The sequence below is a fragment of the Centipeda flueggei ATCC 43531 genome (assembly GCF_000160695.1).
GTDB classification, from domain to species: domain Bacteria; phylum Bacillota; class Negativicutes; order Selenomonadales; family Selenomonadaceae; genus Centipeda; species Centipeda flueggei.
The window spans coordinates 171,038-197,922 of record NZ_GG694010.1 but is presented as its reverse complement, the minus strand read 5'-3'; the positions used below and the strand labels follow the sequence as shown (position 1 = coordinate 197,922).

Genomic DNA, 26,885 nt, shown 5'->3' with positions numbered 1-26,885 from the left:
GCTGTTATACGAGGTGAATGACCTTCGTGCAACAGCCTCTTTTTACGGAGTTTGGGAGTGACATTATGGATCTTGTCATAGCAACCGCTGCGCAGGGGGTCCTTTGGGGACTCTATGCGCTGGGCGTCTATCTGACTTATCGGGTACTGGATATTGCCGACCTGACCGTGGAGGGCAGCTTCCCGCTGGGAGCAGCGGTTGCCGCATCGATGCTCATGGCGGGCTATGCGCCGATCACCGCGATCTTTACCGCCTGTATGGCGGGCTGCATCTCCGGGGTCGTGACAGGGTTTTTCTGTACGAAACTTAAGATCCCGGCACTGCTCGCGGGAATATTGACGATGATCGGTCTGTACTCCATCAATCTGCACGTCATGGGAAAGGCAAACCTGCCTCTTCTGCAGCGGGAGACACTATTTACGCAGTGGAACCTCTGGGGGCTGGACGCATCGACGAACGTCCTTCTTATCGGGACGGTTGTTGTTGTACTTGCTGTCCTGCTGACCTATTGGTTTTTTGGAACGGAGCTTGGAACAGCGATCCGTGCGACGGGCGCGAATCCGCACATGATCCGTGCGAATGGTGTCAATACTGACGTGATGATTGTTCTCGGACTGCTTCTCTCGAACGGAATGGTCGCCGTCTGCGGAGCTCTCGTCGCACAGAGCAACGGCTTTGCCGACGTCGGCATGGGGACGGGGACCATCGTTATCGGACTCGCGTCCGTTATCATCGGCGAGGTGCTGTTCGGCACGCGCAGCTTTAAGAACTGGCTGATCTCTGTCGTGCTCGGCTCTGTCGTTTACCGTGCAGTCATTGCAATTGTTCTCCAACTCGGCATGCAGCCGAATGATCTCAAACTCTTTACAGCCATTCTCGTTGCGATTGCACTCTCTCTCCCGCTCATTCAGGAGAAATACCATGCGATGCAGAAGGGAGCAGAGTAATGCTGCAGATCGAGGACATTAAGAAAACCTTCAATCCCGGGACGATCACGGAAAAAAAGGCGCTCTCGGGGATTACGCTCCACCTCAATCCCGGGGATTTTGTCACGGTGATCGGCGGCAACGGCGCGGGCAAGTCCACGCTGATGAACGCCATCGCCGGAGCAATCTCTGTCGATGCGGGAAAAATCTACATCGCGGGTGAGGAGATTACAAAGTGGCCGGAGCATCGCCGTGCAAAGTTTATTGGGCGCGTTTTCCAAGACCCGATGATGGGCACGGCGGCGCGTATGATGATCGAGGAAAACCTCGCCATTGCCGCACGGCGTGGTCAGACACCGACGCTCAAATGGGGATCGACGAGTGAGATGCGCGATGTATTCCGTGAAAAGCTTGCGCGGCTGAAACTTGGTCTGGAGGATCGTCTCTCCTCACGTGTCGGGCTCCTCTCAGGCGGGCAGAGGCAGGCACTGACACTCCTTATGGCGACGCTTGTCAAACCGTACCTCCTGCTTCTCGATGAGCATACGGCAGCACTTGACCCAAAGACAGCGGCAAAGGTACTGGAACTGACGCAGCAGATTGTTGCTGAGGATCAGCTGACGACGCTGATGATTACACATAACATGAAGGATGCATTACGCTACGGCAACCGCCTTATCATGCTTCACGAGGGGCGCATCCTTTTCGATGTGCCGCAGGAGAAAAAGGAAGGGCTGACCACGCGTGATCTGCTCTCCATGTTCGAGCAGGCAGCAGGCAGCGAGCTCGCCAGCGACAGCCTGCTGCTTAGCTAGATCAAGCCTAAAATAGAGGAACTTAAACCTAATCGAAACCTAACGCCTTTCACAAAACGTTTTAAATCCGCTTCGTTATAGTATCCAGTGTAAGCGAGAGAGTGACACAGAGCGTGTTCAATCTCTGAAAGTCCCTTGGATAGGAGTGAGTACCATGATGAAGCGAAAGTACATTACGAAGGCCGTCGCAGCTGCACTCTTTGGTGCGATGACGCTCGGCGCTGCTGGAACGAGTGCCGCCGTTGCTGAGGCAGGATCCCGTGTCGCGGATGTGCCGTACACGATGGATGTTCGCACGAGTTATGGCGATGCCGATGAAGTGACACAGCTTGCGTGGCACCGCAAGAGGTCCAAGAAGAAGGGCTACTCACAGGGTTCAATGACGACGGCTGTGATTGCCGGAGCGTTGATCGGAGCGATAATCGCGAAGAACACCTGACGCTTACCATACCCTTTGGTGAATCTCCTGCGGTCTTCCCTTCCGTAGGGTTCACATACATTCCCTACATTTCTTTCTCTCTATCGAAAATGCGCCTTCCGCTGCCCGGCGGAAGGCGCATTTTCTTGTCTCAGCGGAGGACCGACAAATGCAGGTAGAAATCTGCTGCGCTATGTGTTAGAATAAGATCTGTTTTCACTCATGCAGGGGGAGGAGTACGATGGTTTCAGAAGAGATGTATACGCTCGGGACGAAGAAGTCCACGATCCGTACGATTTTTGAGTTTGGGCAGAAGCGTGCGGCAGAGGTTGGCGCGGAGAATGTCTTTGACTTCAGCCTTGGCAACCCCAATGTGCCCGCACCGGACTTCATTCGCGATGCCGCTGTAGATATTCTCCGACATGATGATCCGACCGCGGTGCATGGCTATACGATTGCACCGGGCAAACCTGCGGTGCGTGAGGCGCTTGCCGCCGATCTGAAGCGTCGCTTCGGCATGGACGTCACAGGGAAGAATCTCTTTATGACGGCGGGCGCGGCAGCATCGGTGACGATCACGTTCAAGGCCCTCACCGAGCCGGGGGACGAGTTCATTACCATCGCACCCTTTTTCCCGGAGTATCGCGTCTTTGTCGAGGCCTGTGGGGGCAAGCTCGTCGTTGTGCCAGCCAAGACAGATGATTTTCAGATCGACTTCGCGGCACTTGAGCGGGCACTGAGCACCCGCACGAAGGCTGTCATCATCAACTCGCCGAATAATCCGAGCGGTGCGGTGTACAGTGAGACGACGATCCGCCGCCTCGCCGATCTCCTCCGCGCGAAGGAGCAGGAGTGCGGGCATCCGATCTTCATCATCGCAGATGAGCCGTATCGTGAGATCGTCTATGACGGTGCTTCCGTCCCCTGCATTCCCCTCTTATACGACAATACGATCGTCTGCTATTCCTATAGCAAGTCCTTCTCCCTGCCAGGTGAGCGCATCGGCTATATCGTCGTACCGGACAGCGCGGCGGACTTCGCGCGTATCTACGGCGCAATTGCGGGGGCGGCGCGTGTCCTCACACACGTCAATGCTCCCTCGCTCTGGCAGCTCGTCGTCGCACGCTGTGTCGGGCAGGCTGCCGATCTCAGTATTTATGAGCGCAACGCCGCACTCCTCTATGACGGGCTGACGGCACTCGGTTTTTCCTGCGTGCGTCCGCAGGGAGCATTCTATCTCTTTCCACAGGCACTTGAGCCGGACGATGCGGCGTTCTGCCGCCGCGCACAGGAGTATGATCTCCTGCTTGTGCCGGGACGAGACTTCGGCTGTCCCGGCTATTTTCGAGCGGCGTACTGTGTCCGTTCGGAAGTGATCGAGAAATCACTGCCACGATTTGAAGAACTTGCAAAATCATACAAATCAATAAGTGAATAAAATTCATTTAGATCACATTTATTGGAAAGAATATTGACAATCACTTTCCATGGAGATATACTGAGAATCGATTCAAATATGGGATGGGTTTCATTCTCCATGTGATAATAAAGATGGGATTTTCCCACGGCTTGAGAAGACAAGGATGGTGTTTTTGTGACCAGCGCAGAACTATTTGAAAAGGGCGGTCCGGTTATGTACCTGCTGCTCCTGTGCTCGCTGACGGTGGCGGCGATTGCGGTTGACCGTTTTCTGCTCTATCGGCGTGCGGCGCAGGGGGCAAAGGAACTCGAGACGACGGTTGCGGAGTCGCTCCGCAAGCACAAGATCGACGAGGTCGCTCCCGCCGTTGAGGGCAAGGACAACATGGTTGCCTATTTTGTGAAGAGCGCACTGGATGCCCGCCAGGCAGGGGAGGATGTCCCTATGACGCTTGAGGGAGTCTATGGCGAGGCGGCGATGCTCCTGCGCGCGCGTCTCAACTATCTATCAACGATCGTTACGCTCGCACCGCTTCTGGGCCTTCTGGGAACGATCTCGGGGATGATTCAGTCGTTCAGCATCTTCAACCTGCAGGCAGGCCAGCCCATGGCGATCACGGGCGGTATCGGCGAAGCACTGGTCGCAACGGCGACAGGACTTTTCGTCGCGATCTTCTCGCTCGTCGTGCACACCTACTTTGCACAGCGCCTGGATGTGATGCTGACGCTCCTCGAAAAGACGATGAATACCATCTTGGCGGGGTTCGCGGCGGCGGATGGAGGGAAGGCTCATGCGTCGTAATTTTCATGATGTGCGCGAGCCGCTCGTCATGATCGTCCCGATGATCGACATCATGCTCTTCCTCTTGGTGTTCTTCATGCTGAGCACGATGTATATGGTGAACGCGAGCACGGTGCAGGTCAGCCTGCCGCAGGCGGCGAGCGCACAGCAGGACACACGTCCGCACATCGTCTCCATCACGGTGACGGAGGACGGCAAGGTGCTCTTTGACCGCGATGATGAGCCAACGCGTGAGCTGACGTCACGGGTCAAGGAACAGCTGGACAGCGATCCGGATACGGTGTTCGTCGTGCGCGGCGACAAGAAGGCGGACTATCAGTTCGTCGTCAGTGTCTTTGATGCACTGAAGGAAGCGGGGACACGTCACGTGTCCATCGCGACGGAGACGGGGGGCGTCTGATGCGCTATCAGACACATTGGCGGCTTGCCTTCCTCGTCGCATTCTTCTTCCACATCGTCGCATGGCTCTTTCTGATGGTGCTGATCCCACACGTCTTTAAGCACATCGAGCAGCCGCCGCCAGATGAGCCGATGGAGTGGGTGGAGCTCGCTGATGACGATGGGCCGCCCGAGGAGAAACAGCAGCCGGAGGAACCACCGCCTCCGCCGCCCCCACCACCGCCTGAGCCTGTGGAGGCAGAGGAAGAGCCCGCCGTCGTTGAGGCGGAGATTCCCGAGGAGGCGACGACGGCACTGCTGAAGGAAGCCGAGGATTCGGCGAATAAGCCCGAGGAAGAACATGTCCTGAAATCCGGCGACGGAAAGCAGATCGGGCAGCCCGGCAAGATCATCCATGCCGAGCAGCCTGCCTACGGTGTGATTCCGTTCACGGGGCGTATTGCCGTGTCAGCCCATATCGGCACGGACGGACGTGTCGTGTGGACGAAGATTCAGATCAGCTCGGGGAATCTCGTCTATGACCGTCTGGCGCGGCGTATTGTTGAGAAGCAGTGGAAGTTCGAACCGGCCAAGGACATGAATGGGCAGCCGATGGAATCGAATATGCAGTGCCCTGTGTATTTCAACATGAAACCGACACGTAATATTAAATGACGCAAGCAGAGAGGTTGACAATGAAGATATGGGTGGGGGCAATTCTTGCAGTGTTCTTTCTGGCTGTGTCGGCAGCATCCGTCTCCTGTGCGGAGGAACAGGCACCGAAGCAGCTGGAACGCATCACTATAGGACAGCCGCCTAGAGTACTCCATTTTGAGCATGTCCAAGATAAAAGTATCTCTTATGAAGGATACGTGGTGCTGATGGCTCACGTTGATGAGCAAGGCCATGTCGTCAGCACGAGAGTTACACACAGTTCGGGGGATGGGAACGTTGACCGCATGGCGTGTCGCGTTGTGATGGAACAGTGGAAATTCACACCCGCACTGGATGTTGACGGTCGACCGATGCCTTGCAATGTGATGTGTCAGGTATACTTCAACATGGAACCCAAACATCGCAAGTAACATTTTAAGGAAAGGGGAACGCAGACAATCCAATGAGAAAGCTGTTTGCATTCATTACGGCACTCTTTCTGCTCCTGCCGGCGGCGTCGACGAACGCCGCGCAGACATGGCAGCAGATTCACGACCATATCGCGACGGAGATGGACGGTGTCTATGCCATCTATCAGTCGGGGGATGCAGAAGGTGCAAAGGATGCCGTCAACAATATCTACTACGGCATCTACGAGAAAGACGGTCTGGAGAGTGCTGTGCGCAGCAGCATCTCCTCCAAGAGCGCGAACCTCACGGAGTATCAGTTCTACACGCTGAAAAAAGTCATCCGTTCGGGTGCTCCGCAGTCGGAGGTCGAGGCCGAGGGCGCAAAGCTCCTCGATATGGTACAGACCGAGGTGACGCAGCTCGAGACGGCAGGTGCTCAGTCGGGCGGCTGGGGGATGTTCCTCCAGGCGTTCCTCATCCTCCTGCGTGAGGGTGTTGAGGCGATCCTCGTCCTTGTCGGCATCATTGCCTATCTCGGACGCGCCGGCCATGAGAAGGAGCTATCGACTGTCTACAACTGGGCGATTGCAGGCATTATCTGCAGCTTTATCAGTGCCTATCTCTTTGCCGAGGTGCTCGACAGTACGACGACGACGGGCGCGAGCCGCGAGATGATCGAGGGCTTCACGGCGCTTTTCGCCGTCCTGGTCCTTCTCGGAACGTCGGCGTGGATGGGCGGCAAATCCAATGCAAAGGCATGGAAGAACTACATCGACAGCCAAGTCAAGATCACACTCTCGACGGGCAAGTCGCGTGCGCTCGGCTTTGCCGCATTCCTTGCGGTCTATCGCGAGGGCGCGGAGGTCATCCTCTTCTATCAGGCGCTCTTTAACAACGCCGTCGGCGATACCGACATGATCTGGGCGGGCTTCGTTGCCGCGTGTGCGGCACTCGCACTCATCTTCTTCCTCATCCAGCGTGGTGCGCTGCGCATCCCCATCGGACCGTTCTTCAAGGTTACGAGTGCATTCATGTTTGTGCTCGCGGTTACCTTCCTTGGCGGCGGTCTGAAGGAGCTGCAGGAGTCAGATACCATCTCCACCACGATCATTGAGGCCATCCCCATTCCGAGCATCGATCTGCTCGGCCTTTATCCCACCTATGAAACCATTGTCCCGCAGATCCTCTTGGTTCTCGCGGCAATCGCAATGGTATCATATAAAAAACGCTCTGCTGCGGCAGAAGCGTGAGTCAGGTTCATCTTTCAAAGGAGGATTTTCCCATGAAGAAATCTAGTCTCAGTATGCTCAAAAAGGCTCTCGCCGTCGGTGCAGTCGCGTTCTCTACGTTCGCGATCAACGCGCACGTCAGCGAAGCTGCGTTCGAGGAGTTCCCGATCGGCGATGAGATCGAGGATACGACGAACCACTTCAAGGCGGCGCTCGTCTACTTCCAGCCGGTGACGATGGAGCCTGCCGGTATGAGCCTTCCGGCAGACCAGGCAGATATCCACATCGAGACGGATATCCATGCAACCGAGGGCAATGAGTGCGGCTTCGGCGTCGGCGAGTGGATCCCGAACCTGACGGTGCACTACAAGTTCACGAAGCGTGAGACGGGCGAGAGCATCGAGGGTGTGTTCATGCCGATGAGCGCAGATGATGGCCCGCACTATGGCGCAAATGTCAAGATGCTTGGCGCAGGCACGTACGACTGCGACTTCTCGATCGACAGCCCTGCACGTCAGAACTACCTCCTCCACACGGACAAGGAGACGGGTGTCCGGGGTCATTTCTGGACGGAACCGGTCAAGCTGCACTGGGTATTCAACTACGTTCCGCGCAAGTGGTAATTTAATTCCGTATGGGCAGCAAGGGCATACGTTTGTTCTTCGTGCCCTCCCAATCACAGAATGGCTGCCGCCCCGGGGGGGACGGCGGCTTTTCTCATAGGAAAGGGTTCACACATGTTACAGGCATTTCTTCAACAGCTGGTGCCGGCACTGGAGGAGAGCATTAAGCTCGCCGTGCCGCTCGGTATTTTGCTTGCAATCATTTTGCCATTGCCCGATCAGAGCATACGGCGTACCTTTACGCGCGTGCTCAAATGGGGCTTTTTCCTCTCGCTCTTTATGACAGCGGTGCGTGTCGGCACGAAGTCGGCAGTCAACCGCGAGATCTTCGAGAGTATGGCAATCACCGTCGATATCATCGGCGCGATTCTTCTCTGTGCAATTCTTCTGCGCAGTCTCCATCGGGAATGGTCGCCGCAGGAGGAGCGTTTTTTCCGTTTCGGCACGGGGGCATTGACGCTGGGGCTGTGCCTTTATCACGGGCTGGAACTCTGGCTGATTCCTGTCGGTACCGTACAGGTCGCGATGGGGAACTATTTGACGTTGACATTTCTCGTCAAGATGCTCGGATTTTTCGGAGGGATTTTCCTCGGATTCCTCTCGGGCTATCTGGCGTATAAAGCGGCGGCGGCGCTCAATCATGGGCGCCTCGTCTTCGTGTTTACCGTGCAGGTCGTGGCGACCGCCATTCAGCAGGTGATCTTCGTTCTGACGGTGCTGATGGCGCGGCAGATGTTCGGTGCGGAAAACCTCATTCCGTACATGGCATGGTTTATTGACAATCAGGGCAAGGTCATCTATGCGATCTACTTTGTTTCTGTGCTCGTCCCTTTTACACTGTTTCTTCAGCCGCGGCCCGAGCGTCCTGTGTGGGCAAATCCTGCGCAGTACCGTCAGATCGTCTCGAGCGCGATCCGCCGCAAGCGTTGGGGCAGTGGGCTCCTTGCAATCCTCATTCTGACGATCCTCGTATCGAGTGTCGGCGGATGGTATGCGAATAAAAAAGAACAGCTTGTGCCGGCGGTTGACGTCAAGGCGGAGAACGGGCTCGTGCAGATCCCGCTCGAGCAGGTCTCCGACGGCCACCTCCATCGTTATGCATTCCACGCCTCAGACGGAACAACGGTGCGCGTTATCATTGTGCAGAAGGGCGGCTCCGCATTTGGTGTCGGTCTCGATGCCTGCGATATCTGCGGTGCAACGGGCTATTTTGAGCGTGATGGGCAGATCGTCTGCCGGCTCTGTGATGTCGTCATGAACAAGGCGACAATTGGTCTGCCGGGCGGCTGCAATCCGATCCCCGTGGAGTACCACGTGCAGAATGGTGCGGTGCAGATTTCTGCTGACACGCTTGAGGCAGCGCGGATTCATTTCCGCTGACGGACAGGATGGCATGAGAGGAGGTAAGCCATGTTTTGGCAAATGGTAAAAGGGGCGCTTATCCGCCAGCGCGGGAGGTTTATCCTCATCGCGCTGACGGTCGCCCTTGGCGTCTCGCTTGCGACTGCCATGCTGAACGTCATGTTTGACATCGGCGAAAAGGTGAATCAGGAGCTCAAGGCATTTGGAGCAAATATTACAGTGACGCCGCGCAACTCGATGGTTCTGAAGGACCTTTACGGTGTGGAGACGTCGAAGAGCGGACATCGCGAGTATCTGGAAGAGGCAGATCTCGGCAATATCAAAACGATTTTCTGGACGAACAACATCGTCGCCTTTGCGCCGTCACTGACGACGCAGGTGACGCTCGGAGATGGTGAGAGTGTGCCGTTCTTTGGTACGTGGTTCGAGCATACGCTCAAACTGCCGACGGATGAGGTTTACACGACAGGCGTGAAGTTCATGAAGTCGTGGTGGCAGGTGGACGGCGACTGGGCAGACGATACGCACACGGATGAGGTGCTCGTCGGCATGAAGCTCGCACAGAAACTTGGCGTCTCAGCCGGCAGCACACTCACCTATCAGAAGCCGGACGGCACGCAGGGGGCACTGCACGTCACGGGCACAGTCTCGGGCGGCGGTGACGAGGAGAACCAGCTGGTCGGTTCTCTCGCGCTCGCACAGGAACTCGCAGGTGCACAGGGCAAGATCGACCAGGTGGAGGTCAGTGCCATGACGACACCGGAGAATGATCTTGCCCGCAGGGCGGCGGAGAATCCGAAGTCGCTCTCGCAGGCGGAGTATGATATCTGGTACTGCACGAGCTACGTCGGATCGATTGCCTATCAGATCGAGGAGGTCATGCACAACGCGGCGGCGCACCCCGTGCGTCAGATCGCGGAGTCCGAGGGGAAGATCCTTGACAAGACGCAGCTCCTTATGCTGCTGATCACGGTGCTGTCCCTGCTCTCCTCGAGCCTTGGTGTCAGCAACCTCATCAGCGCAAACATCATGGAGCGCAGCCGTGAGATCGGCCTTTTGAAGGCGCTCGGCGCGACCAATCTCGCCGTCGTTCTCTCCGTCCTCGCGGAGATCTTTATCGCGGGCATTCTCGGCGGCATCCTTGGCTATGTCGTGGGAATTGGGTTCGCCCAGCTCATTGGGGAGAACGTTTTCGGTTCCGGCATTGCGGTCAATCCGTATGTCATTCCGATTATTGCCGTTTTGATGTCGCTCGTGCTGATCATCGGGAGCGTGCCTGCGATTCGCATGCTGCTGTCGCTGCAGCCGGCAGAGGTTCTATATGGCAGGTGATAAATGATGAGTCGCTATAAAATGTTTTTTATCATGGTCGCCAACTCTCTGCTGCGCCGCCGCGCACGCATGGCGATCGCTCTTCTCGCCGTCGCCGTCGGCGCGACGATTATTTCGGGGATGATTACCGTCTACAAGGAAGTCCCGGAGCAGATGGGGCGTGCATTCCGTGCCTATGGGGCAAACCTTCTCATTCTGCCGGGGAAGGATGCAGGCGTGATTCACGAGGAAGATGTCAGTGCGGTCAGCAAGGCCCTCTCGGACTACGAGGTAGTCGGCATTACACCGTTCCTCTACGACACACTGCTCATCAATCATCAGACCGTCATGGCGGGCGGCACGGACTTTGATGTCCTGCAGGAGGTCAGCCCCTACTGGCAGGTGCGCGGTGCGTGGCCGACGCCGGGGGAGAAGGAGATCCTGCTTGGTGCGGAGTTCGCATCGAAACTGCGCGTGAATCCGGGGGATACAATCAGTGTCTCAGGCGGTGAGGGCTCGATCGTGAGCGACTACCGCGTCTCCGGCATTGTCCGCACGGGCGGCAACGAGGAGAATTTCGTCTTCGTCAGTCTGCCCGATCTGCAGCGTATCAAGGGGCGTGCCGGGGAACTGAGCCTCGCGCAGGTCTCTGTTGTGGCGGGCCAGGATGAGCTGACGCGCGCAGAGACAAAGATCCGCGCACAGGTCCCGACGGTGGAGCCGCAGCTCGTCAAGCAGATCGCAAAGTCGGAGGGCACCGTGCTCGGCAAACTGCAGGCACTTGTCCTCATCGTGACCATCGTCGTACTTGTGCTGACGCTGATCTGCGTCTCAACCACAATGATGGCGATCGTGACGGAGCGTCGCCGCGAGATCGGCCTCAAGAAGGCTCTCGGTGCGGATAACCGTCACATTGTCGCAGAGTTCTTCGGCGAGGGCTGCCTCCTCGGTGCGCTTGGCGGCATTCTTGGGTCGGGCTTTGGGTATCTCTTTGCACAGAGCGTCAGTATGAACGTTTTTGGACGCGGCATTGAGTTTTCGCCGACGATCGTCGTTGTCGCACTCGTCATGTCCATCTTTGTTACAGGTCTTGCGTCGCTGCTGCCTGTACGTATTGCGACCAATGTTGACCCCGCGATCATCCTGCGCGGCGAATGAGAGGAGAACGAAGCAATGAGTTTGCTTGAACTGAAGCACGTCTCCAAGGCGTACAACGAAAAGGTGCTCGCCCTGGATGACGTCAATCTGAACGTTGAAAAAGGCGAATGGCTTGCGGTTATGGGTCCCTCCGGCTCTGGCAAGTCAACACTGATGAACATTATCGGCTGTATGGACAGCCCGACGAGCGGCGAGGTCATTCTCGACGGCGACGTGCTGACGAACGCCACACGCGAGGAGCTGACACGCTTCCGCCGCGACAAGATCGGCATCGTGTTCCAGCAGTTCCACATGATTCCCTATCTGACGGCAGTCGAGAACATCATGGTCGCGCAGTATTACCACAGCATGCCCGACCGCGATGAAGCCATGGCGGCACTTGAGCGCGTCGGACTCGCTGACCGTGCGAGCCATCTTCCCAGTCAGCTTTCGGGCGGCGAGCAGCAGCGCGTCTGCATTGCGCGTGCACTCATCAACTATCCTGTCCTCATCCTTGCGGATGAGCCGACAGGCAACCTCGATGAGAAGAACCAGAACCTTGTCATGAAGATCTTCCATGAGCTGCACGATGAGGGCCACACGATTCTGACGGTCACACACTCTGCTGAAGTCGGTGAAGAGGCGGAGCGCTGTGTCATCATTGAGCATGGACACATGCGGGAAAGGAAGGAATAACGATGAAGAAACAACTTAGCCTCGGGATTGCACTTCTGCTGGGGGTCAGTGTCCTTGCAGCGGGCTGCGGTGAGGAGAAGCAGGCACCGAAGGAGAAGCCGCAGCAGGCTGCCGCGCTTGATATGACGGGCGTGAAGGATGGCACCTATACGGCGGACAGTTCAGAGCACGAAAAGCTTGGGCATTCGCACGTGGAACTGACGATCAAGAACGGCGCGATCGAGAAGGTCGTTCACACGAGCATTGACAAAGAGGGCAAGCAGAAGGACGAGCACTACGGCGAGGGGAAGGAGCCGGGCGCACAGAAGAAGGCACAGAACGCCTACAAGGCGATTGTGTCCTATGGTGAGCAGCTCACTGCGTCGAAGGATCTTGCGAAGGTGGATGCTGTCTCAGGGGCAACCGTCAGCTATGACCAGTTCAAAGAAGCGGTCACGAAGGCAGTAGAGCAGGCGAAGAAGTAAAAGAGCAGAATATGGCATGGGGGTTGTTGTACGAAGCTGAAAGCTTCGTACAACAACCTCATTTTTTGCATTCTGTGTTATAATAGAGAGAAATTTGATAGGAGGAACTTAGGATGGATGATGCAAAGCTGCTGGAAAAGGTCATTTCGGAGTTCGAGGCACTGACGCATATCCCGCGTCCTTCGGGGCACGAGAAGGCGGTCAGTGACTATCTGAAAAAACACTTTGAGGAGATTGGCTGCACGGTGACGCAGGATGAGCACTTCAATATTATCGCGGAGCTTCCTGCGACGAAGGGAAAGGAGAATGCGCCGCGCACGATCCTGCAGGGACACATGGACATGGTCTGCGTGGCTGAGCCGGGTGTTTCCTATGACCCGCTGACCGATCCGATCAAGATGCAGCGGACGGCGGAGTATCTCACGGCAGATGGGACAAGTCTCGGCGGAGACGACGGCATCGGCGTGGCGGAGATCCTGACGGCGATGCAGTGCACGGAGGCTCATGGTCCGCTGCGCGCCATCATCACGGTGGATGAGGAACAGGGCATGACGGGGGCACGGCATCTTTCGGCAGATCATCTGAAGAATGCACAGTACCTGATCAACTGCGACTCGGAGGACTATCACATCATGACGGTCGGCAGTGCGGGCAGTGTCAATCTCGACTATACGCGTGCGCTGACGCGAAAAGAATCCGATCTGCCCGCCTATCGCATTACGGCTGAGGGGCTGCGCGGCGGTCACTCGGGCGAGCGCATCGGCGATGGGCGCGGCAATGCGATCCGCACGCTGGCACTGGCACTTCATGCGCTGGCACAGGAGGGGGACGTGGAACTCGTTTCCCTCACGGGCGGGACGGCGCGCAACGCGATTCCGCCGACGGCAGAGGCAATCGTTCGCACGGCGATGGATGAGCGCAGCATTGCCCGTCTGCTGGCGGCGGAGGAAAAACGCTTTCATGCCATCTATGGTGAGGCCGATCCCGCGATGAAATTTACGCTGCATCCTGCACATGAGGCGGGGCGCGTCATCGGCGAGGAGGAACAGCGCGCCCTCATCGACCTCCTCGTCCTCCTTCGCACGGGGGTTCATGTCATGACACATACGCAGACGGGCGGGGTGGAGACCTCGGCAAACCTCGGCGTTGTCCGCATGGATGAGAACGAGGTGCACGTCGCGTTCTTCCCGCGCTCCTCGGTCAATGAGCGACTGGACGAGATCGTCTGCGAGACAGAGACGCTGGCGGCACTGACGGGCTTTTCCCTCGTTGTTGGAACGGCATCTCCTGCATGGCGTGAGAACCCCAAGAGCAAACTGCGGACGATCATGGCGGAGGTCTATGCGGCGCAGAACGGCGGTACACCGATGAAGATCGAGAGCATCCATGCGGGGCTTGAGACGAGCTGGCATGCATCGAAAAATCCTGCGCTCGACATGGTGTCTGTCGGCGTGACGGCACACGGCATCCATACGCCCGAGGAGCGCATCGAAATCGCGACGATCGTTCCCGAGGCAAAACTCCTCATGGAGACGCTGCGCCACATCGCGGAGTGAGGGCAGATCTTCATCGTCTTGTCTGCGGCCATAGTCTTGTCTGCAACGTTTATCATAAAACCTTATCTTCATAAACTATGGTAAAAACTTGCGCACTGTGATATACTATTCTCATTGATTGTGATAATACATTGTGACCCACTTGGTGGATCGAGGGGGAAGAGATATGGCAGAGACATATACCATGGAAGATCTGAAGAAGCGTCTGCAGGCGACACAGCGCAAGATGACGCCGCAGCGGCAGATTGTGCTGCAGGTCATTTTGGATCATCCGAGCGAGCATCTGAGCGCGGAGAAGATCTATGACATTCTGCGCGGGACGGAGTCGGAGATCGGACTCGCGACGGTCTATCGCAGTCTGGAGATTCTGGTCTCGCTCGGCATTCTGCAGAAGATCGAGTTCGGCAAGGAGTTCGACAAGCGCAACAAGGGGTCGTATTCCTACGAGCTGAATCCGATCGACCCGAACCAGCACTTCCATCATCATCTCATCTGCACGGAGTGCAAGGAGATCTCGGAGTTCGAGGAGGATATGCTCGATCATCTGGAACAGGATATTCTCGAAAAGACGGGCTTCTTGGTGGAGAATCATCAGGCGAAGTTCTTCGGCATCTGCAAGAAGTGCCGGGAGAAGCAGAAAAAAGCGTGAAAATACGATCGCTCACCATCAATCATCCCAGCGAGGTTATCGTCAAGGTTGTGCATGAGGTACTGAACCTCTTCAAGGTGGAGATCGTCGGAACAGTAGGAGAGGCGGATTACGCCCAGCTGTCGGTGGTGAACCGGCCGTCGGGCAGTGAGCCGCCTTCTGTTATGACGGAGGTCTGGCTCTATGCGCTGGATGGGCGCTGTGAGTGCCTTTCGTTCTCCTCTGGGGGGCGCACGGATGAACTGCCGCGTGCAGCGGTGCACCGCACGATCAAGCGGAATCTCTACGAGTTTTTCCGTGTCCGCTTTGCCCTGCCGCCTGCCCCGTGGGGCATCCTGCATGGGGTGCGCCCAACGAAGATCGTGCACCGCTGGCTGCGGGGCGGCATGACGCCCGACGCTGCCGTGCAGCGATTGCAGGAGGATTATTTCTGCAGTGCGGAGAAGGCACGTCTCATGACGGAGGTTGCCGTGCGTCAGCTTCCGTTTCTCGCGCATGAGGACGCGCGGACGGTGGGCATCTACGTCGGCATTCCGTTCTGTCTCTCGCGCTGCCTCTACTGTTCCTTTCCCTCGCATCTCCTGCCGGGGGAGAATACGCTGCGTGCATTTATGGATGTGCTCGCGCGCGATCTTGCCGCTGCTGCAGAGGATGTGCGCACATTGGGGCTGACCGTCGGGTGCATCTACATCGGGGGAGGGACGCCGACGAGCCTGCCCGATGTTTTTTTTGCCGAAATGCTCAAAATGGTATATAATGCTTTCTATAGATCTTCTGTCCGTGAGTTCACAGTGGAGGCAGGACGTCCCGACAGCATGAGCGCGGCGAAGATCACAGCGATGAAGGCATATCGGGTGACGCGCGTCAGTGTCAATCCGCAGTCGATGCAGGAGCGGACGCTCGAGCGCATCGGACGGCATCATACGCCGTCCGATATTGTGCGCATGTTGCAGGACATCCGTGCGTCGATGGACGTGCACATCAATATGGACGTGATCCTCGGTCTGCCGGGCGAAACGGCAGAGGATGTCCGTGCGACGATGGCGGCGGTGACAGCCCTCCGCCCGGACGACATCACCCTCCACGCACTTGCACTGAAGCGCGGCTCGCGGCTGCGCCTTATGATGGAGACGGAGCATGTCGCGCTGCCGTCTGATGCGGAGACGATGCGCATGAGTGCGGCGGCGACGGCTGCCGTCCGTGCGGCGGGCTACCATCCCTACTATCTCTATCGGCAGGGTTATATGAGCGGCGATCTGGAGAACGTCGGCTATGCCCGTCCCGGTGCGGAGAGCATCTACAACATCCGCATCATGGAGGAGCGGCAGACGATCATCGGCATCGGCGGCGCTGCCGCGACAAAGGTGATCGGCGTGCGCAGCGGACGCCTGCACTCTGCTTTTCATGCAAAGGATCTTGTGACCTATCTGCGCGATATTGACGTCTATATTGAAAAGCGCCGTGCGCTCCTGCGCGCGGAATACGAGGAGGAACAGCACTGATGCTGACGAATGCGCCGCGCGGCACGAAGGATATACTGCCTGACGCGGTCGGTGCGTGGACACATGTCGAGCATGTGATCCGCGATCTCTGTGCCCGCTATGGCTACGGTGAAATCCGCACGCCGATGTTCGAGCACACGGAGCTCTTTCAGCGTGGGATCGGCGACGGTACGGATGTCGTGGACAAGGAGATGTATACCTTCTCCGACCGCGGCGACCGCAGTCTGACGCTGCGTCCCGAGAACACGGCGTCTGCCGTACGCGCCTATCTGCAAAACAAACTCTATGCGGATGGCGGTCTGCAGAAGCTCTTCTACATCGGATCGATGTTTCGCTATGACCGCCCACAGGCAGGGCGGATGCGTGAGTTTCATCAGTTCGGCGTGGAGGCACTCGGCGAGGAGAGCCCCGCGCTGGATGCCGAGGTCATCCTCCTCGCGTATGATTTTCTGACGGTACTTGGTTTGACGGGGCTGACGCTGAAGCTGAACTCCGTCGGCTGTCCCGCCTGCCGCCCTGTCTATCGGGAGCGTCTGCAGGCGTACTTTAAGGAGTATCTGCCCACGCTCTGTGATGACTGCAAGGATCGCTATACACGCAGCCCGCTGCGGATCCTCGACTGCAAGCGGGATGCGGAGCAGCCGTTTATGGCGGGGGCTCCCGCGATTACAGACTGCCTGTGCCCTGCGTGCACCGAGCATTTTGAGCAGGTGCAGCAGCATTTGACGGCGGCAGGCGTTTCCTATGAGCTTGACCCGCGCCTTGTGCGGGGGCTCGACTACTACACGCGGACGGCGTTCGAGATTGCCTATCCGCCGCTCGGCGCACAGAGTGCCGTGGCGGGGGGCGGACGCTATGACGGACTGGTCGAGGAGCTCGGAGGGAATCCCACCCCCGCCGTCGGTTTTGCGGCCGGATTGGAGCGCGTCCTGCTCGCACTGGAGCAGCAGAATCTCCTGCCGGTGCAGCCGCCTGCCGCGGATGTATTCCTCATCGCGCTCGGTGATGCGGCGGCAAAGGCGGCATTCCCCCTGCTGCATGAGCTGCGTCACGGCGGTGTGCGTGCCCTCATGGACTACGCGGGGCGCAGCATGAAGGCGCAGATGAAGCAGGCGAATCGATCCGGTGCGCGCTATGCCGTCATCCTCGGTGAGGATGAGCTGGCAGCGCATACGGCACTCGTGCGCGATATGGCGGAGAGTGCGCAGGAGACCTGTGCGCTTGACGATTTGGTAGAAAAGATGATTTCTGAGGTGAAGGTCTGAGATGGAAACGATGCAGGGAATGAAACGGACACATGGCTGCGGCATACTGCGCAAGGAGCAGGTGGGTGAAGAAGTAACGCTGTGCGGCTGGGTATCGCGCCGCCGTGACCACGGCGGGCTGATCTTTGTCGATATGCGTGACCGCTCGGGATTTGTGCAGATCGTCTTCGATGAGGCGGCAATGGCAGAGGGGACGTTCCACGAGGCGGAGACGCTGCGCTCGGAGTTCGTTCTCTGCGTGCGCGGCACGGTGCGCGCACGCAGTGCGGAGACGGTCAATCCGAACATGGCGACAGGGGAGATCGAGATCGTCGTCAGCGAGCTGCGGATTCTCAACAAGGCAAAGACGCCGCCGTTCTATATTCAGGATGGCGTCGATGTGGACGAGATGATTCGTTTGCGCTATCGCTACCTCGATCTGCGCCGTCCTGAGATGCAGGCGAATATGATCCTGCGTCATCGCGTGACGAAGATTATGCGCGATTTCTTTGACCGCAGCGGGTTCCTTGAGATCGAGACGCCGATGCTCTGCAAGAGCACGCCCGAGGGGGCACGCGACTTCCTCGTGCCGAGCCGTCTCAATCCGGGCGAGTTCTATGCGCTGCCGCAGTCCCCGCAGATCTTCAAGCAGCTGCTCATGGTCTCGGGCTTTGAGAAGTACTTCCAGATCGTGCGCTGCTTCCGCGATGAGGATCTGCGCGCCGATCGTCAGCCTGAGTTCACGCAGCTCGATATCGAGATGTCCTTTATGGATCAGGACAGCATCCTCACGCTCATGGAGGGGATGGTCAAAGAGCTGTTTGAAAAGAGCATCGGCGCCAAGATCGAGACGCCCTTCCAGCGCATGTCGTGGGATGAGGCGATGGATCGCTTTGGCTCGGACAAGCCCGATCTGCGCTTCGGCATGGAGCTGCAGGACATTACAGACTATGTCGGCGGCTCGGACTTCAAGGTGTTCAACGCTGTCATGGAGGCGGGCGGCCGCGTGAAGGTCATCAACGTCGAGGGCTATGCGAATATCCCGCGCCGTGAGCTGGACGGCCTCGTCTCCTATGTGCAGGGCTACGGCGCAAAGGGACTGGCGTGGATTCAGTACACGGAGGAGGGCGTAAAGTCGCCCTTCAAGAAGTTCTACTCCGATGAAACCTTTGAGACGATCAAGAATGCCGTCGGGGCAAAGACGGGAGATCTGCTCCTCGTCGTCGCCGACCAGCCGCTCGTCGTGGCACAGGCACTCGGCGAGCTGCGTCTTGAGATGGGACGCCGCCGCGGATTGATCGATCCCGATGCGCTTCGCTTCCTCTGGGTCGTGGACTTCCCGATGTTTGAGTACAGTGCGGAGGAGAAGCGCTACAAGGCGATGCACCATCCGTTCACCGCGCCGCGCGATGAGGACGTTCCGTTCCTGAAGTCCGATCCCGGCCGCGTCAAGGCAAACGCCTATGACATGGTGCTGAACGGCGTTGAGATCGGCGGCGGCAGCCTGCGTATCTACAGCAGCGATCTGCAGGAACAGGTCTTTGAGGCACTTGGCTTCACGCCTGAGGAGGCACGCGCACGCTTCGGCTTTATGATGAATGCGTTCGAGTACGGTACGCCGCCGCACGGCGGACTTGCTTTCGGTCTCGACCGTCTCGTGATGCTGATGGCAAAGCGCCGTTCCATCCGTGACGTGATTGCATTCCCGAAGACGCAGAGCGCGTCGGATGTGATGAGCGAGGCACCTGCGACCGTCGATGAGAAGCAGCTGCGCGAGCTTTATATCCGCACAGCTGTGCCAAAGAAGAAGGCGGATTAAACCGCTGCGGCGAAGCGTTTTGAGGGCGTCCCATGCGGGCGCTCTCTTTTCGCGAGACAGCAGTGGATGAACGTAGGAGGAACTGCACTTGGCAGATCAGGTGAATATCCTAGGTGTAAACGTTGATGCAGTGACGATGGCAGAGGCTGTCGCTCATGTGACTGAGGCAATGGATGTACGGGCTAATGTGATGATTGCAACGGCGAACGCTGAGATGATTATGCGTGCGACGCATGATGAGGAGCTGCGTGACATTCTGAATGCAGCGGCACTTGTCGTGCCGGATGGGGCAGGGACGGTCTGGGCAGCGCGCCATCTGGGACATGCGATGCCCGAGCGTGTTGCAGGCTATGACCTTGCACAGGAACTCCTGCGCCGTGCCCCTGCTGAGGGGCGGCGCATCTACTTCTTCGGCGCTGCCCCCGGCGTCGCGGAAAAGGCAAAGGAAAAGGCAGAACAACTCTATCCCGGTATCGAGATCGTGGGCGTGCGCAACGGATTCTTTTCCCCTGCGGACAATGCAGCGATCATCGCGGAGATTCGAGCGGCACGTCCCGACCTCTTGCTCGTCGCGCTCGGCGTGCCGAAGCAGGAGAAGTGGATCGCCGCGCATCTCGCGGCGCTCGATGTCCCGGCTGCCATCGGCGTCGGCGGGACGCTCGACGTGATGGCAGGCGTGATGAAGCGCGCACCGTACTGGATGCAGAAGGCAAAACTGGAATGGCTCTTTCGCGGACTGATGCAGCCAAAACGTGCAGGTCGGTTGCTGGCGCTGCCGAAATTCGTCCTGAAAGTACACGCATCACGCAAATAAAGCGTGAAAGTTCCACTGACGTTTTTCTGTGCGCAGAGCAGGAAAGACGTACGTTGAAAATAAGACTTGCATCTGTGGACAAAGAATAGGCTTTCCATTATAATGTGAGAGAAAAAAGGAGGCGCGTCTGCGTGGTCATTGTCAGCGAAGGCTATAAGTTTATCGGAGCTGCGCTCGTTTTGGCGTTGATTTTTGGCGCCTTTGTGCATTTGTATGCTGCGCTTCCGTTCGTCGTTCTTGCGTGCTACTTCGCCTATTTTTTTCGCAGTCCTGCACGCACGATTGTTGCGGATGAACATCACATCCTGTCCCCGGCAGATGGTACGGTGACGGAGATTTCGTCCGTGGGTGTGGATGATTTTGTCGGCGAACCGTGCAACAAGGTTGTCATCTTTATGTCAGTCTTTAATGTGCACGTCAACCGAAGCCCCATCGATGGGGAGATCAAACTGCAGAAATACTACTGTGGCCGATTCCGCCCTGCCTATAAGGATGAGGTCGGCTTTGAAAATGAACACCATCTGATTGGTATCGACCGCGGAGATCTGCGCATTACAGTGAAACAGATTGCAGGTATTCTTGCGCGGCGCATTGTCTCTTGGGTGACGCTCGACGACCGAATGGAGCAGGGGGATATCTATGGGATGATCCGTTTCGGCTCCTGCCTTGAGATCGTCATGCCGGAGCGCGCGCAGATCCTCGTGCAGGAGGGCGAAAAGGTACAGGGCGGCAGAACTGTCCTGGGGAGGCTTGAAGGCGTATGAATTACAGACGGTTTCTGCCGAATCTGTGTACGGCGATGAATCTGTTCTTTGGTATGTGTTCCATCCTGTCAACGGCGGAAGGACATCTTGACTGGGCGGCGATCTTCATCCTGCTCGCACTCGCTGCGGACGGCATGGATGGACGTGTGGCGCGTGCACTCGGTGTGTCCAGTGAGTTCGGCAAGGAAATGGACTCCCTCTGTGATCTCGGTTCGTTCGGCATCGCCTCCGCGCTGCTCGCGTGGAAGCTGGCGCTCTCCTCCTATGGACTCGTCGGTGCAGCGGCAGCGATCTGCTTTGCTCTCTGTGGGATGTGGCGTCTCACACGTTTTAATGTGAATGCCAATGTGGTGCACGGCTACTTTATGGGACTTGCTATTCCTGCGGGCGGGAATCTCGTCGCCATGTCGGCCTGGCTCTTTCTTTCGCTCGGCATCAACCCTGCCGACTATGGGCTTCTTTATCCCGCCGCTGTCGTTGTGACGGGCTATCTGATGGTCAGTCACGTTCACTACCCGGACTTTAAGGGCGGCGGGGAACGGATTTACTTTGCATCAAAGCTCGCCGCACTCATCGTGTTTGCCGGCATCCTCTGCGTCGGACAGACGGCCGTTTTGCCCGCCGTATTTACAGCTGTTTTTGCGGCGTATGCGATCTTCGGCATCATCAATCATGTGATTGCTCTGACTGCGGGAACAAAGGAAAGCTGATATGACAGAGATCCTTCATGCACTTTCGCCCTATCTGCCGGCGCATATCTTTGATATCGTCATGGTGCCGATGCAGATCCTTCTTCTGCTCTTTACGCTGTACTTCTTCTTTATTGGTTTTTGCTGTCTGTGGCGGCATGGAGAGAAAAAGATCCTGACACCGGAGAAAACCTTTGCCGTCGTCGTTGCCGCCCACAATGAGGCAGCGGTCATTGGCCAGCTCATCGCAAATCTGCGCCGTCTCGACTACCCGAAGGAACTGTATGATATCTACGTCATCGCCGACAACTGCACGGACAATACGGGCGAGATCGCAGAAAGAGAGGGGGCCATTGTCTGCACGCGCACACATCCGACGAAAAAGAGCAAAGGTTTTGCGCTCGAGTGGATGTTTGAGCAGCTCTTTGCGATGGACAAGCAGTATGATGCAGTTGCCATCTTTGATGCGGACAACCTCGTTCATCCGAATTTCCTCAAGGAGATGAACAATCGCCTTCTCAAAGGAGATAAGGTCATTCAGGGCTACCTGGATGCAAAGAATCCCTACGACACATGGGTGGCGGGGACGTTTGCGATTGCGTTCTGGGTCATCGACCATATCTCACATCTCGCGAAGACGAACATCGGCCTCTCGGCGTGCCTCGGCGGGACGGGCATGTGCATTACGACGGATGTGCTGAAACGGCACGGCTGGCGTGCGACCTGTCTTACGGAGGACATGGAGTTCACGATGAAGCTGCTTGCCGAGGGGATTAAGACAACGTGGGCGCACGATGCCATTGTCTACGATGAGAAGCCGCTCACGTTCAAACAGGCGTGGAATCAGCGCAAACGTTGGGCGCAGGGGCAGTTTGACGTGGCACATCGCTTCATTCCGACCATGATCCGCGAGGGATGGAAACGCCGCGACATACGCATCTGGGATGGCTGCATCTATCTCCTGCAGCCGCATTTTCTTATGATCTCGACGTTCTTCATCATCATCAGTTATGTACAGCTGGCGTTTCCGCCCTTCTACACAAGCATTTATAAATTTCTGCCGTCACAGCTGATGACAGCGATCATGATCGGGCAGTATCTCCTGCCCATGATTATCCTTATCAAGGTGCGTGCCAAGCTGAAGGCATGGTTCTATCTGCTTCTTTATCCCGTGTTCATCTACTCGTGGATTCCGATCATTTTCCTTGGATTCATTCACCGCAATGAGCATGAGTGGAGCCATACGAAGCATACACGTGCCATGAGCATGGATGAAGTGATGAGCGATGTGAAATAATGGCATCGAGGGAGGCTGCTGCACGTGTGCGGCAGCCTTTTGACGAACGAAGGAGAATAGAATGTATACACTGCGCGTTGAGGGCGCATTTGAAGCAGCACACCGTGTTGTCGGATATCCTGGGAAATGTGACCGTCTGCATGGACACAACTGGGTCGTTGAGGCAGTCTTTCGCGGGACGGAGCTCGACGGTCTCGGCATGCTGATCGACTTCAAGACCGCGAAAGCAGCATTGATGGCGGTGTTGGATGCATTTGACCACCGTTATATCAATGAGCTTCCGCCGTTTGACGGTGAGGTGAATCCAACGGCGGAGAATCTGGCGTGCATCATCTATGAGCGCCTTGCTGCGCGCACCGAGGTTATGGAATCGTCTGCACATCTTGCAGCGCTGACAGTGTGGGAATCACCGAAATCGTCCGTGACCTATGAGAGAAACTGATATGAACGAAAATATCATTGAGATTTTTTCCTCCATTCAGGGAGAGGGGAAATATGTCGGCTGCCGGCAGGTATTTCTGCGACTTGAGGGGTGTAATCTGAACTGTACTTACTGCGATACGGACAGCAAGGCAGGCACACACCCAAACTGTGTCGTGGAGGAAGGTGCAGGGACGTATCACCTCGTGCCGTATCCGAATCCTATTTCGCCGGAGCGTGCGGCAGAGCTTGTCGCGCTTGCAGCAGCGGGCGTGCCGCATCAGGCACTCAGCATCACGGGGGGAGAACCGCTCCTCCACGCATCGTTCATCCGTGCACTGGCACCGCATGTGCATCTTCCCATTTATCTGGAGACCAACGGAACCCTCTATGCAGAACTGAAGAAGTGCATTGACTGCGTGGCGGGCATCAGCATGGACATCAAGCTGCCCTCCGTGACGGCGCATCCTGTCTGGGATGCGCACGTGCGTTTTTTGGAAATCGCAAAGGTGAAGGATACTTGGATCAAGATTGTCGTTGCGGCAGAGAGTCCTGACAGCGAAATCGATACTGCCGTTCGGCTCGTGGCGGATACCGCCCCTGAGACGATGTTGATTCTCCAGCCGGTGACCCCCTGCGGCGGCTGTATGAAACCGTCGTCCGAACAGCTGCTCAAATGGCAGGAGACTGCCCTGCGGCGGCTGGCAAACGTCCGTGTGATCCCGCAGACCCATCGGATGATGGATATGCTTTAGTGTATGACAAGCAGTGAGTGTAAAAATACTCCTATCAAGTAGGGATCACTTTTTTGTCAGAGTCATCTTTCGTTTTTTGAGCACTATAAGATTCTTTTCTATCATCCCAAGGGTATAATCTTCTCGCAGCGTTGGATTTATAGAGTAAATTGTACGCAAAAAACGGTCGGCAGCATTTATCACCTCATTAGAAAATTCATCAAAGGTAATTCTCTCTTTTTTCCATTCACCGTATTCGATTTCAGGCGGAAGAATACGTTCAAAAGAAAGAAGTCCACACTCGTTCCATTTTTCAACTCTTATTATACTGAGTTCAATATCATTTTCTTTATAGATGAACTCGATCCAAGTATTATATGACTCGATTTCGTTTAATAAAGCATACCCGTGTTTTTTGATTTCCTTCACAATTGTTGTCAGGTATTCAAACCAAAATGGAAGGATCTCAAAAAACACGGGACATTTTCTTATTTGCTCGTCTTCGCTATAATCCCCATGTCCTTTTTCATTTACAACGATTTCAAACGGTCCAGTGATACAGCAATCAGATGGTGTAAAAGTCTTTATCTCATCTTCCGTATCCATTATCGTATAATTTATTTTGAACATATACGCTCCTCCTGTATCATTTGGTGCAGCTTTTCCTGTCGAAGAGTCGACGCATAGCAAGGTCTATGTGGATGATTTATCGGCACAGAGCAAATTTTCTAGTACTTGTAGTATCTTTGTACAGGGAGAAGTTACTCTATATCATAAAAGACAATATGCTTGGAGTTCTCTGTTTTAAAGGAAATAAGGCGCCAAAACTCATCTTTGACAGATTCCTCAATGAATGTCTGAAATACAATGCCATTTTCGAGCAATAGAGTAATATCTCCTGTATCGGAAAAGTTGACCTTTGTTACCCTCACGCCGCGAGATAAATTCATATTCAGTGCGTTCACTTTTTCATCGTACACACTGTTATCATCATTTCCTATGTCAAATGGCTTTGTCTCATCGAAGCGTCTATACATATCACCGGAAGCCAAAATGATTTTATTGTTTTGCAGGAATCTCCATGCACATTGAATGACAAGATAGTATAAATGCTTTTCTTTGCCCTTTACTTTAATTTTATCTCCAAAACCAATCCAAACGGTCAACCCTCCTTTTCCAACCTCTGAACAAGTTATGTTTTTCAGTATGTTGGATATGAATTCAAAATCATTCATTTATGTGCTCCTTTTGATGTTTGGGATTCTTGAGTATTATTTTAGCTATTTAGTAGATAAGCGGTGCAAATGCTTTAGAGGATACTTCGACTTCATTGTAAACATATCCTTCTCATGATAAGTTTCTCTTGTTACAGAAAAACTATTGACGGATATGTTAAACTAAACGGATAGTGATTCCTTAGTTATTTTTAGAAAGTGAATATACATGAAGATCATTGATGCTCATCTGCACTTTGGCAGAGGGGAGTATTTTGATACCGTCGCACGTGCGGCAGGGCACGAGAACACGGAGACGGCACTGCGGCGCGACTGCCGTGCGGCGGGGATTGTCCACGGTGTTATCATGGGCAATCTCCCCGTGGAGGAGCTCGCGCCGAACTATCCCGATCTCTTTCACTACTGTGTCGGGATCGCGGGCGACGGCGGGCAGACGGAGATGAGTGCCGCGCGCATTGATAGGCTCCTTCCTGCACTCGAGCAGCATCTTCGCAGTGAGCGCTGCGTCGGCATCAAGCTCTATCCCGGCTACAATTATTTCTATCTCTATGACGATATGCTTGCCCCCGTCTACGAACTCGCGGCACGGTATGGAAAGCCCGTCGCCGTACATACGGGACTGACAGCGACGGAGAAGGCACTGCTGAAGTATGCGCATCCGAATGTCATGGATGAGGCGGCGACGAAGTTCCGTCAGGTGAATTTCGTCATGTGCCATCTGGGTGAGCCGTATTTCATCGATTCCATTGCGGTGATGGAGAAAAACCCGAATGTTACCGCCGATCTCTCGGGGATGCTCGAGGGAAAGATTGTGGATTTTGACCGCTTCTGTGCGCGGAAGCATTTCTACATCGAGCAGCTGCGCGGCTGGCTCGCGTATCTGAACGCGTACGATCGGCTGATGTTCGGCACAGATTGGCCGCTGGCGAACTTCGGCGACTATGTTGCATTCACGAAGCTCCTCATTCCCGAGGAGCATTGGGATGCGGTATTTTATGAGAATGCGGTGCGGATCTATCATCTGCACCTGACATGAGGAATACTATGGCGATACTTGACATCAAGAAGGCGGGCGATCCCGTCCTGAAACAGACGGCAGAGCCGATCGAACGCCTCACGAAGCGGCATCGGCAGCTGCTCGACGATATGGCGGAAACGATGTACGCCGCTGACGGCGTGGGCCTTGCTGCGCCGCAGGTGGGGAAGTCTCTGCGCATCGTTGTCATCGACGTGCAGGATGAGCACGGACTCTTGGAGCTCGTCAATCCTGTCATCACCATGCGCGAGGGCAGCGTGACGGAATCGGAGGGGTGTCTCTCTGTGCCAAAGGTCTACGGCGATGTGGAGCGCGCGGAGCGCGTGACGGTGGAGTATACCGACCGCCGCAGCCGTCGCCGCACATTGACGGCAGAGGGGCTTTTGGCGCGCTGTATTCAGCATGAGTGCGATCATCTTGAGGGGCGGCTCTTCATCGATATTGCCGTGCGCCTGCGCAAGGAGGAGGAAGAGGAATGACGC

General features: G+C 56.0%; 30 protein-coding genes. 28 read left to right on the top strand and 2 right to left on the bottom strand.

Going from position 1 to position 26,885, the window contains the following annotated elements; translation table 11 throughout:
- Positions 1-65 precede the first annotated feature (65 nt).
- From HMPREF0908_RS10310 to HMPREF0908_RS10185, 26 genes are all read left to right on the top strand, one after another.
- Entirely contained in the window at positions 66-947 is an 882-nt protein-coding gene (locus tag HMPREF0908_RS10310; protein WP_040572748.1) for an ABC transporter permease, read from the top strand.
- Complete coding sequence (locus HMPREF0908_RS10305) at positions 947-1,741, top strand: ABC transporter ATP-binding protein (RefSeq protein WP_006691443.1); 795 nt, start codon at positions 947-949, stop codon at positions 1,739-1,741. Before HMPREF0908_RS10310 ends, HMPREF0908_RS10305 begins: the two co-directional genes overlap by 1 nt.
- Positions 1,742-1,895: 154 nt before the next feature.
- Positions 1,896-2,180, top strand: coding sequence for a hypothetical protein (locus HMPREF0908_RS10300; protein ID WP_006691442.1), 285 nt, complete (start codon positions 1,896-1,898; stop codon positions 2,178-2,180).
- A 220-nt stretch (positions 2,181-2,400) separates the two neighbouring features.
- Positions 2,401-3,597, top strand: coding sequence for a pyridoxal phosphate-dependent aminotransferase (locus tag HMPREF0908_RS10295; RefSeq protein ID WP_006691441.1), 1,197 nt, complete (start codon positions 2,401-2,403; stop codon positions 3,595-3,597).
- A 195-nt stretch (positions 3,598-3,792) separates the two neighbouring features.
- Positions 3,793-4,380: a MotA/TolQ/ExbB proton channel family protein gene (locus HMPREF0908_RS10290; protein ID WP_006691440.1), complete on the top strand. Its 588-nt coding sequence runs from the start codon at positions 3,793-3,795 to the stop codon at positions 4,378-4,380.
- Complete coding sequence (locus HMPREF0908_RS10285; RefSeq protein WP_006691439.1) at positions 4,370-4,780, top strand: ExbD/TolR family protein; 411 nt, start codon at positions 4,370-4,372, stop codon at positions 4,778-4,780. Before HMPREF0908_RS10290 ends, HMPREF0908_RS10285 begins: the two co-directional genes overlap by 11 nt.
- Positions 4,780-5,433 (top strand): energy transducer TonB, encoded by a 654-nt coding sequence (locus tag HMPREF0908_RS10280; RefSeq protein ID WP_006691438.1) that lies wholly within the window; start codon positions 4,780-4,782, stop codon positions 5,431-5,433. The genes HMPREF0908_RS10285 and HMPREF0908_RS10280 overlap by 1 nt, the downstream gene beginning before the upstream one ends.
- A 20-nt stretch (positions 5,434-5,453) precedes the next feature.
- Positions 5,454-5,843: an energy transducer TonB gene (locus HMPREF0908_RS10275; RefSeq protein WP_156778235.1), complete on the top strand. Its 390-nt coding sequence runs from the start codon at positions 5,454-5,456 to the stop codon at positions 5,841-5,843.
- Positions 5,844-5,875: 32 nt separating this feature from the next.
- Positions 5,876-7,072 carry an FTR1 family iron permease gene (locus HMPREF0908_RS10270; protein ID WP_006691436.1) on the top strand — a complete coding sequence of 399 codons (1,197 nt, stop codon included), beginning with the start codon at positions 5,876-5,878 and terminating at the stop codon, positions 7,070-7,072.
- A gap of 32 nt (positions 7,073-7,104) precedes the next feature.
- A complete protein-coding gene (locus tag HMPREF0908_RS10265; RefSeq protein ID WP_009442745.1) occupies positions 7,105-7,674 on the top strand; it encodes an iron transporter in 570 nt (189 codons plus the stop codon).
- Between the two features lie 114 nt (positions 7,675-7,788).
- On the top strand, positions 7,789-9,054 hold the full coding sequence (locus tag HMPREF0908_RS10260; protein WP_040572737.1) for a DUF2318 domain-containing protein: 1,266 nt from the start codon (positions 7,789-7,791) through the stop codon (positions 9,052-9,054).
- A 30-nt stretch (positions 9,055-9,084) separates the two neighbouring features.
- Complete coding sequence (locus tag HMPREF0908_RS10255; RefSeq protein WP_006691433.1) at positions 9,085-10,368, top strand: ABC transporter permease; 1,284 nt, start codon at positions 9,085-9,087, stop codon at positions 10,366-10,368.
- A gap of 3 nt (positions 10,369-10,371) precedes the next feature.
- Positions 10,372-11,505 carry an ABC transporter permease gene (locus tag HMPREF0908_RS10250; protein WP_006691432.1) on the top strand — a complete coding sequence of 378 codons (1,134 nt, stop codon included), beginning with the start codon at positions 10,372-10,374 and terminating at the stop codon, positions 11,503-11,505.
- Between the two features lie 15 nt (positions 11,506-11,520).
- On the top strand, positions 11,521-12,180 hold the full coding sequence (locus HMPREF0908_RS10245) for an ABC transporter ATP-binding protein (RefSeq protein WP_006691431.1): 660 nt from the start codon (positions 11,521-11,523) through the stop codon (positions 12,178-12,180).
- A 2-nt stretch (positions 12,181-12,182) separates the two neighbouring features.
- A complete protein-coding gene (locus HMPREF0908_RS10240; RefSeq protein ID WP_006691430.1) occupies positions 12,183-12,644 on the top strand; it encodes an FMN-binding protein in 462 nt (153 codons plus the stop codon).
- Between the two features lie 113 nt (positions 12,645-12,757).
- Positions 12,758-14,200 carry a beta-Ala-His dipeptidase gene (gene pepD, locus HMPREF0908_RS10235; protein WP_006691429.1) on the top strand — a complete coding sequence of 481 codons (1,443 nt, stop codon included), beginning with the start codon at positions 12,758-12,760 and terminating at the stop codon, positions 14,198-14,200.
- Positions 14,201-14,366: 166 nt separating this feature from the next.
- Positions 14,367-14,849, top strand: a complete 483-nt coding sequence (locus HMPREF0908_RS10230) for a Fur family transcriptional regulator (protein WP_006691428.1) — start codon at positions 14,367-14,369, stop codon at positions 14,847-14,849.
- Positions 14,846-16,351 (top strand): coproporphyrinogen dehydrogenase HemZ, encoded by a 1,506-nt coding sequence (gene hemZ, locus HMPREF0908_RS10225; protein ID WP_006691427.1) that lies wholly within the window; start codon positions 14,846-14,848, stop codon positions 16,349-16,351. The genes HMPREF0908_RS10230 and hemZ overlap by 4 nt, the downstream gene beginning before the upstream one ends.
- A complete protein-coding gene (gene hisS, locus HMPREF0908_RS10220; protein WP_006691426.1) occupies positions 16,351-17,616 on the top strand; it encodes a histidine--tRNA ligase in 1,266 nt (421 codons plus the stop codon). Before hemZ ends, hisS begins: the two co-directional genes overlap by 1 nt.
- Position 17,617: 1 nt before the next feature.
- Positions 17,618-19,414: an aspartate--tRNA ligase gene (aspS, locus tag HMPREF0908_RS10215; protein WP_006691425.1), complete on the top strand. Its 1,797-nt coding sequence runs from the start codon at positions 17,618-17,620 to the stop codon at positions 19,412-19,414.
- An 88-nt stretch (positions 19,415-19,502) separates the two neighbouring features.
- Complete coding sequence (locus HMPREF0908_RS10210) at positions 19,503-20,228, top strand: WecB/TagA/CpsF family glycosyltransferase (protein WP_006691424.1); 726 nt, start codon at positions 19,503-19,505, stop codon at positions 20,226-20,228.
- A 131-nt stretch (positions 20,229-20,359) separates the two neighbouring features.
- The gene (locus tag HMPREF0908_RS10205) at positions 20,360-20,992 is read left to right on the top strand and encodes a phosphatidylserine decarboxylase (RefSeq protein ID WP_006691423.1); all 633 of its coding nucleotides are present in this window, start codon (positions 20,360-20,362) and stop codon (positions 20,990-20,992) included.
- Positions 20,989-21,702, top strand: coding sequence for a CDP-diacylglycerol--serine O-phosphatidyltransferase (pssA, locus tag HMPREF0908_RS10200; protein WP_006691422.1), 714 nt, complete (start codon positions 20,989-20,991; stop codon positions 21,700-21,702). Before HMPREF0908_RS10205 ends, pssA begins: the two co-directional genes overlap by 4 nt.
- A gap of 1 nt (position 21,703) precedes the next feature.
- Positions 21,704-22,978: a glycosyltransferase family 2 protein gene (locus HMPREF0908_RS10195; protein WP_006691421.1), complete on the top strand. Its 1,275-nt coding sequence runs from the start codon at positions 21,704-21,706 to the stop codon at positions 22,976-22,978.
- Between the two features lie 61 nt (positions 22,979-23,039).
- Complete coding sequence (gene queD / locus HMPREF0908_RS10190; RefSeq protein ID WP_006691420.1) at positions 23,040-23,420, top strand: 6-carboxytetrahydropterin synthase QueD; 381 nt, start codon at positions 23,040-23,042, stop codon at positions 23,418-23,420.
- Between the two features lies 1 nt (position 23,421).
- Positions 23,422-24,153: a 7-carboxy-7-deazaguanine synthase QueE gene (locus HMPREF0908_RS10185; RefSeq protein WP_040572736.1), complete on the top strand. Its 732-nt coding sequence runs from the start codon at positions 23,422-23,424 to the stop codon at positions 24,151-24,153.
- A 45-nt stretch (positions 24,154-24,198) separates the two neighbouring features.
- Here the strand turns inward: HMPREF0908_RS10185 and HMPREF0908_RS10180 are convergent, their stop codons facing one another.
- Positions 24,199-24,762: a hypothetical protein gene (locus HMPREF0908_RS10180; protein WP_006691418.1), complete on the bottom strand. Its 564-nt coding sequence runs from the start codon at positions 24,760-24,762 to the stop codon at positions 24,199-24,201.
- Positions 24,763-24,893: 131 nt separating this feature from the next.
- Positions 24,894-25,367: a hypothetical protein gene (locus HMPREF0908_RS10175; protein WP_006691417.1), complete on the bottom strand. Its 474-nt coding sequence runs from the start codon at positions 25,365-25,367 to the stop codon at positions 24,894-24,896.
- Between the two features lie 208 nt (positions 25,368-25,575).
- Between HMPREF0908_RS10175 and HMPREF0908_RS10170 the strand changes: the two genes are divergently transcribed.
- The gene (locus tag HMPREF0908_RS10170; protein WP_006691416.1) at positions 25,576-26,403 is read left to right on the top strand and encodes an amidohydrolase family protein; all 828 of its coding nucleotides are present in this window, start codon (positions 25,576-25,578) and stop codon (positions 26,401-26,403) included.
- An 8-nt stretch (positions 26,404-26,411) separates the two neighbouring features.
- Positions 26,412-26,882: a peptide deformylase gene (gene def, locus HMPREF0908_RS10165; RefSeq protein ID WP_040572735.1), complete on the top strand. Its 471-nt coding sequence runs from the start codon at positions 26,412-26,414 to the stop codon at positions 26,880-26,882.
- Positions 26,883-26,885 lie beyond the last annotated feature (3 nt).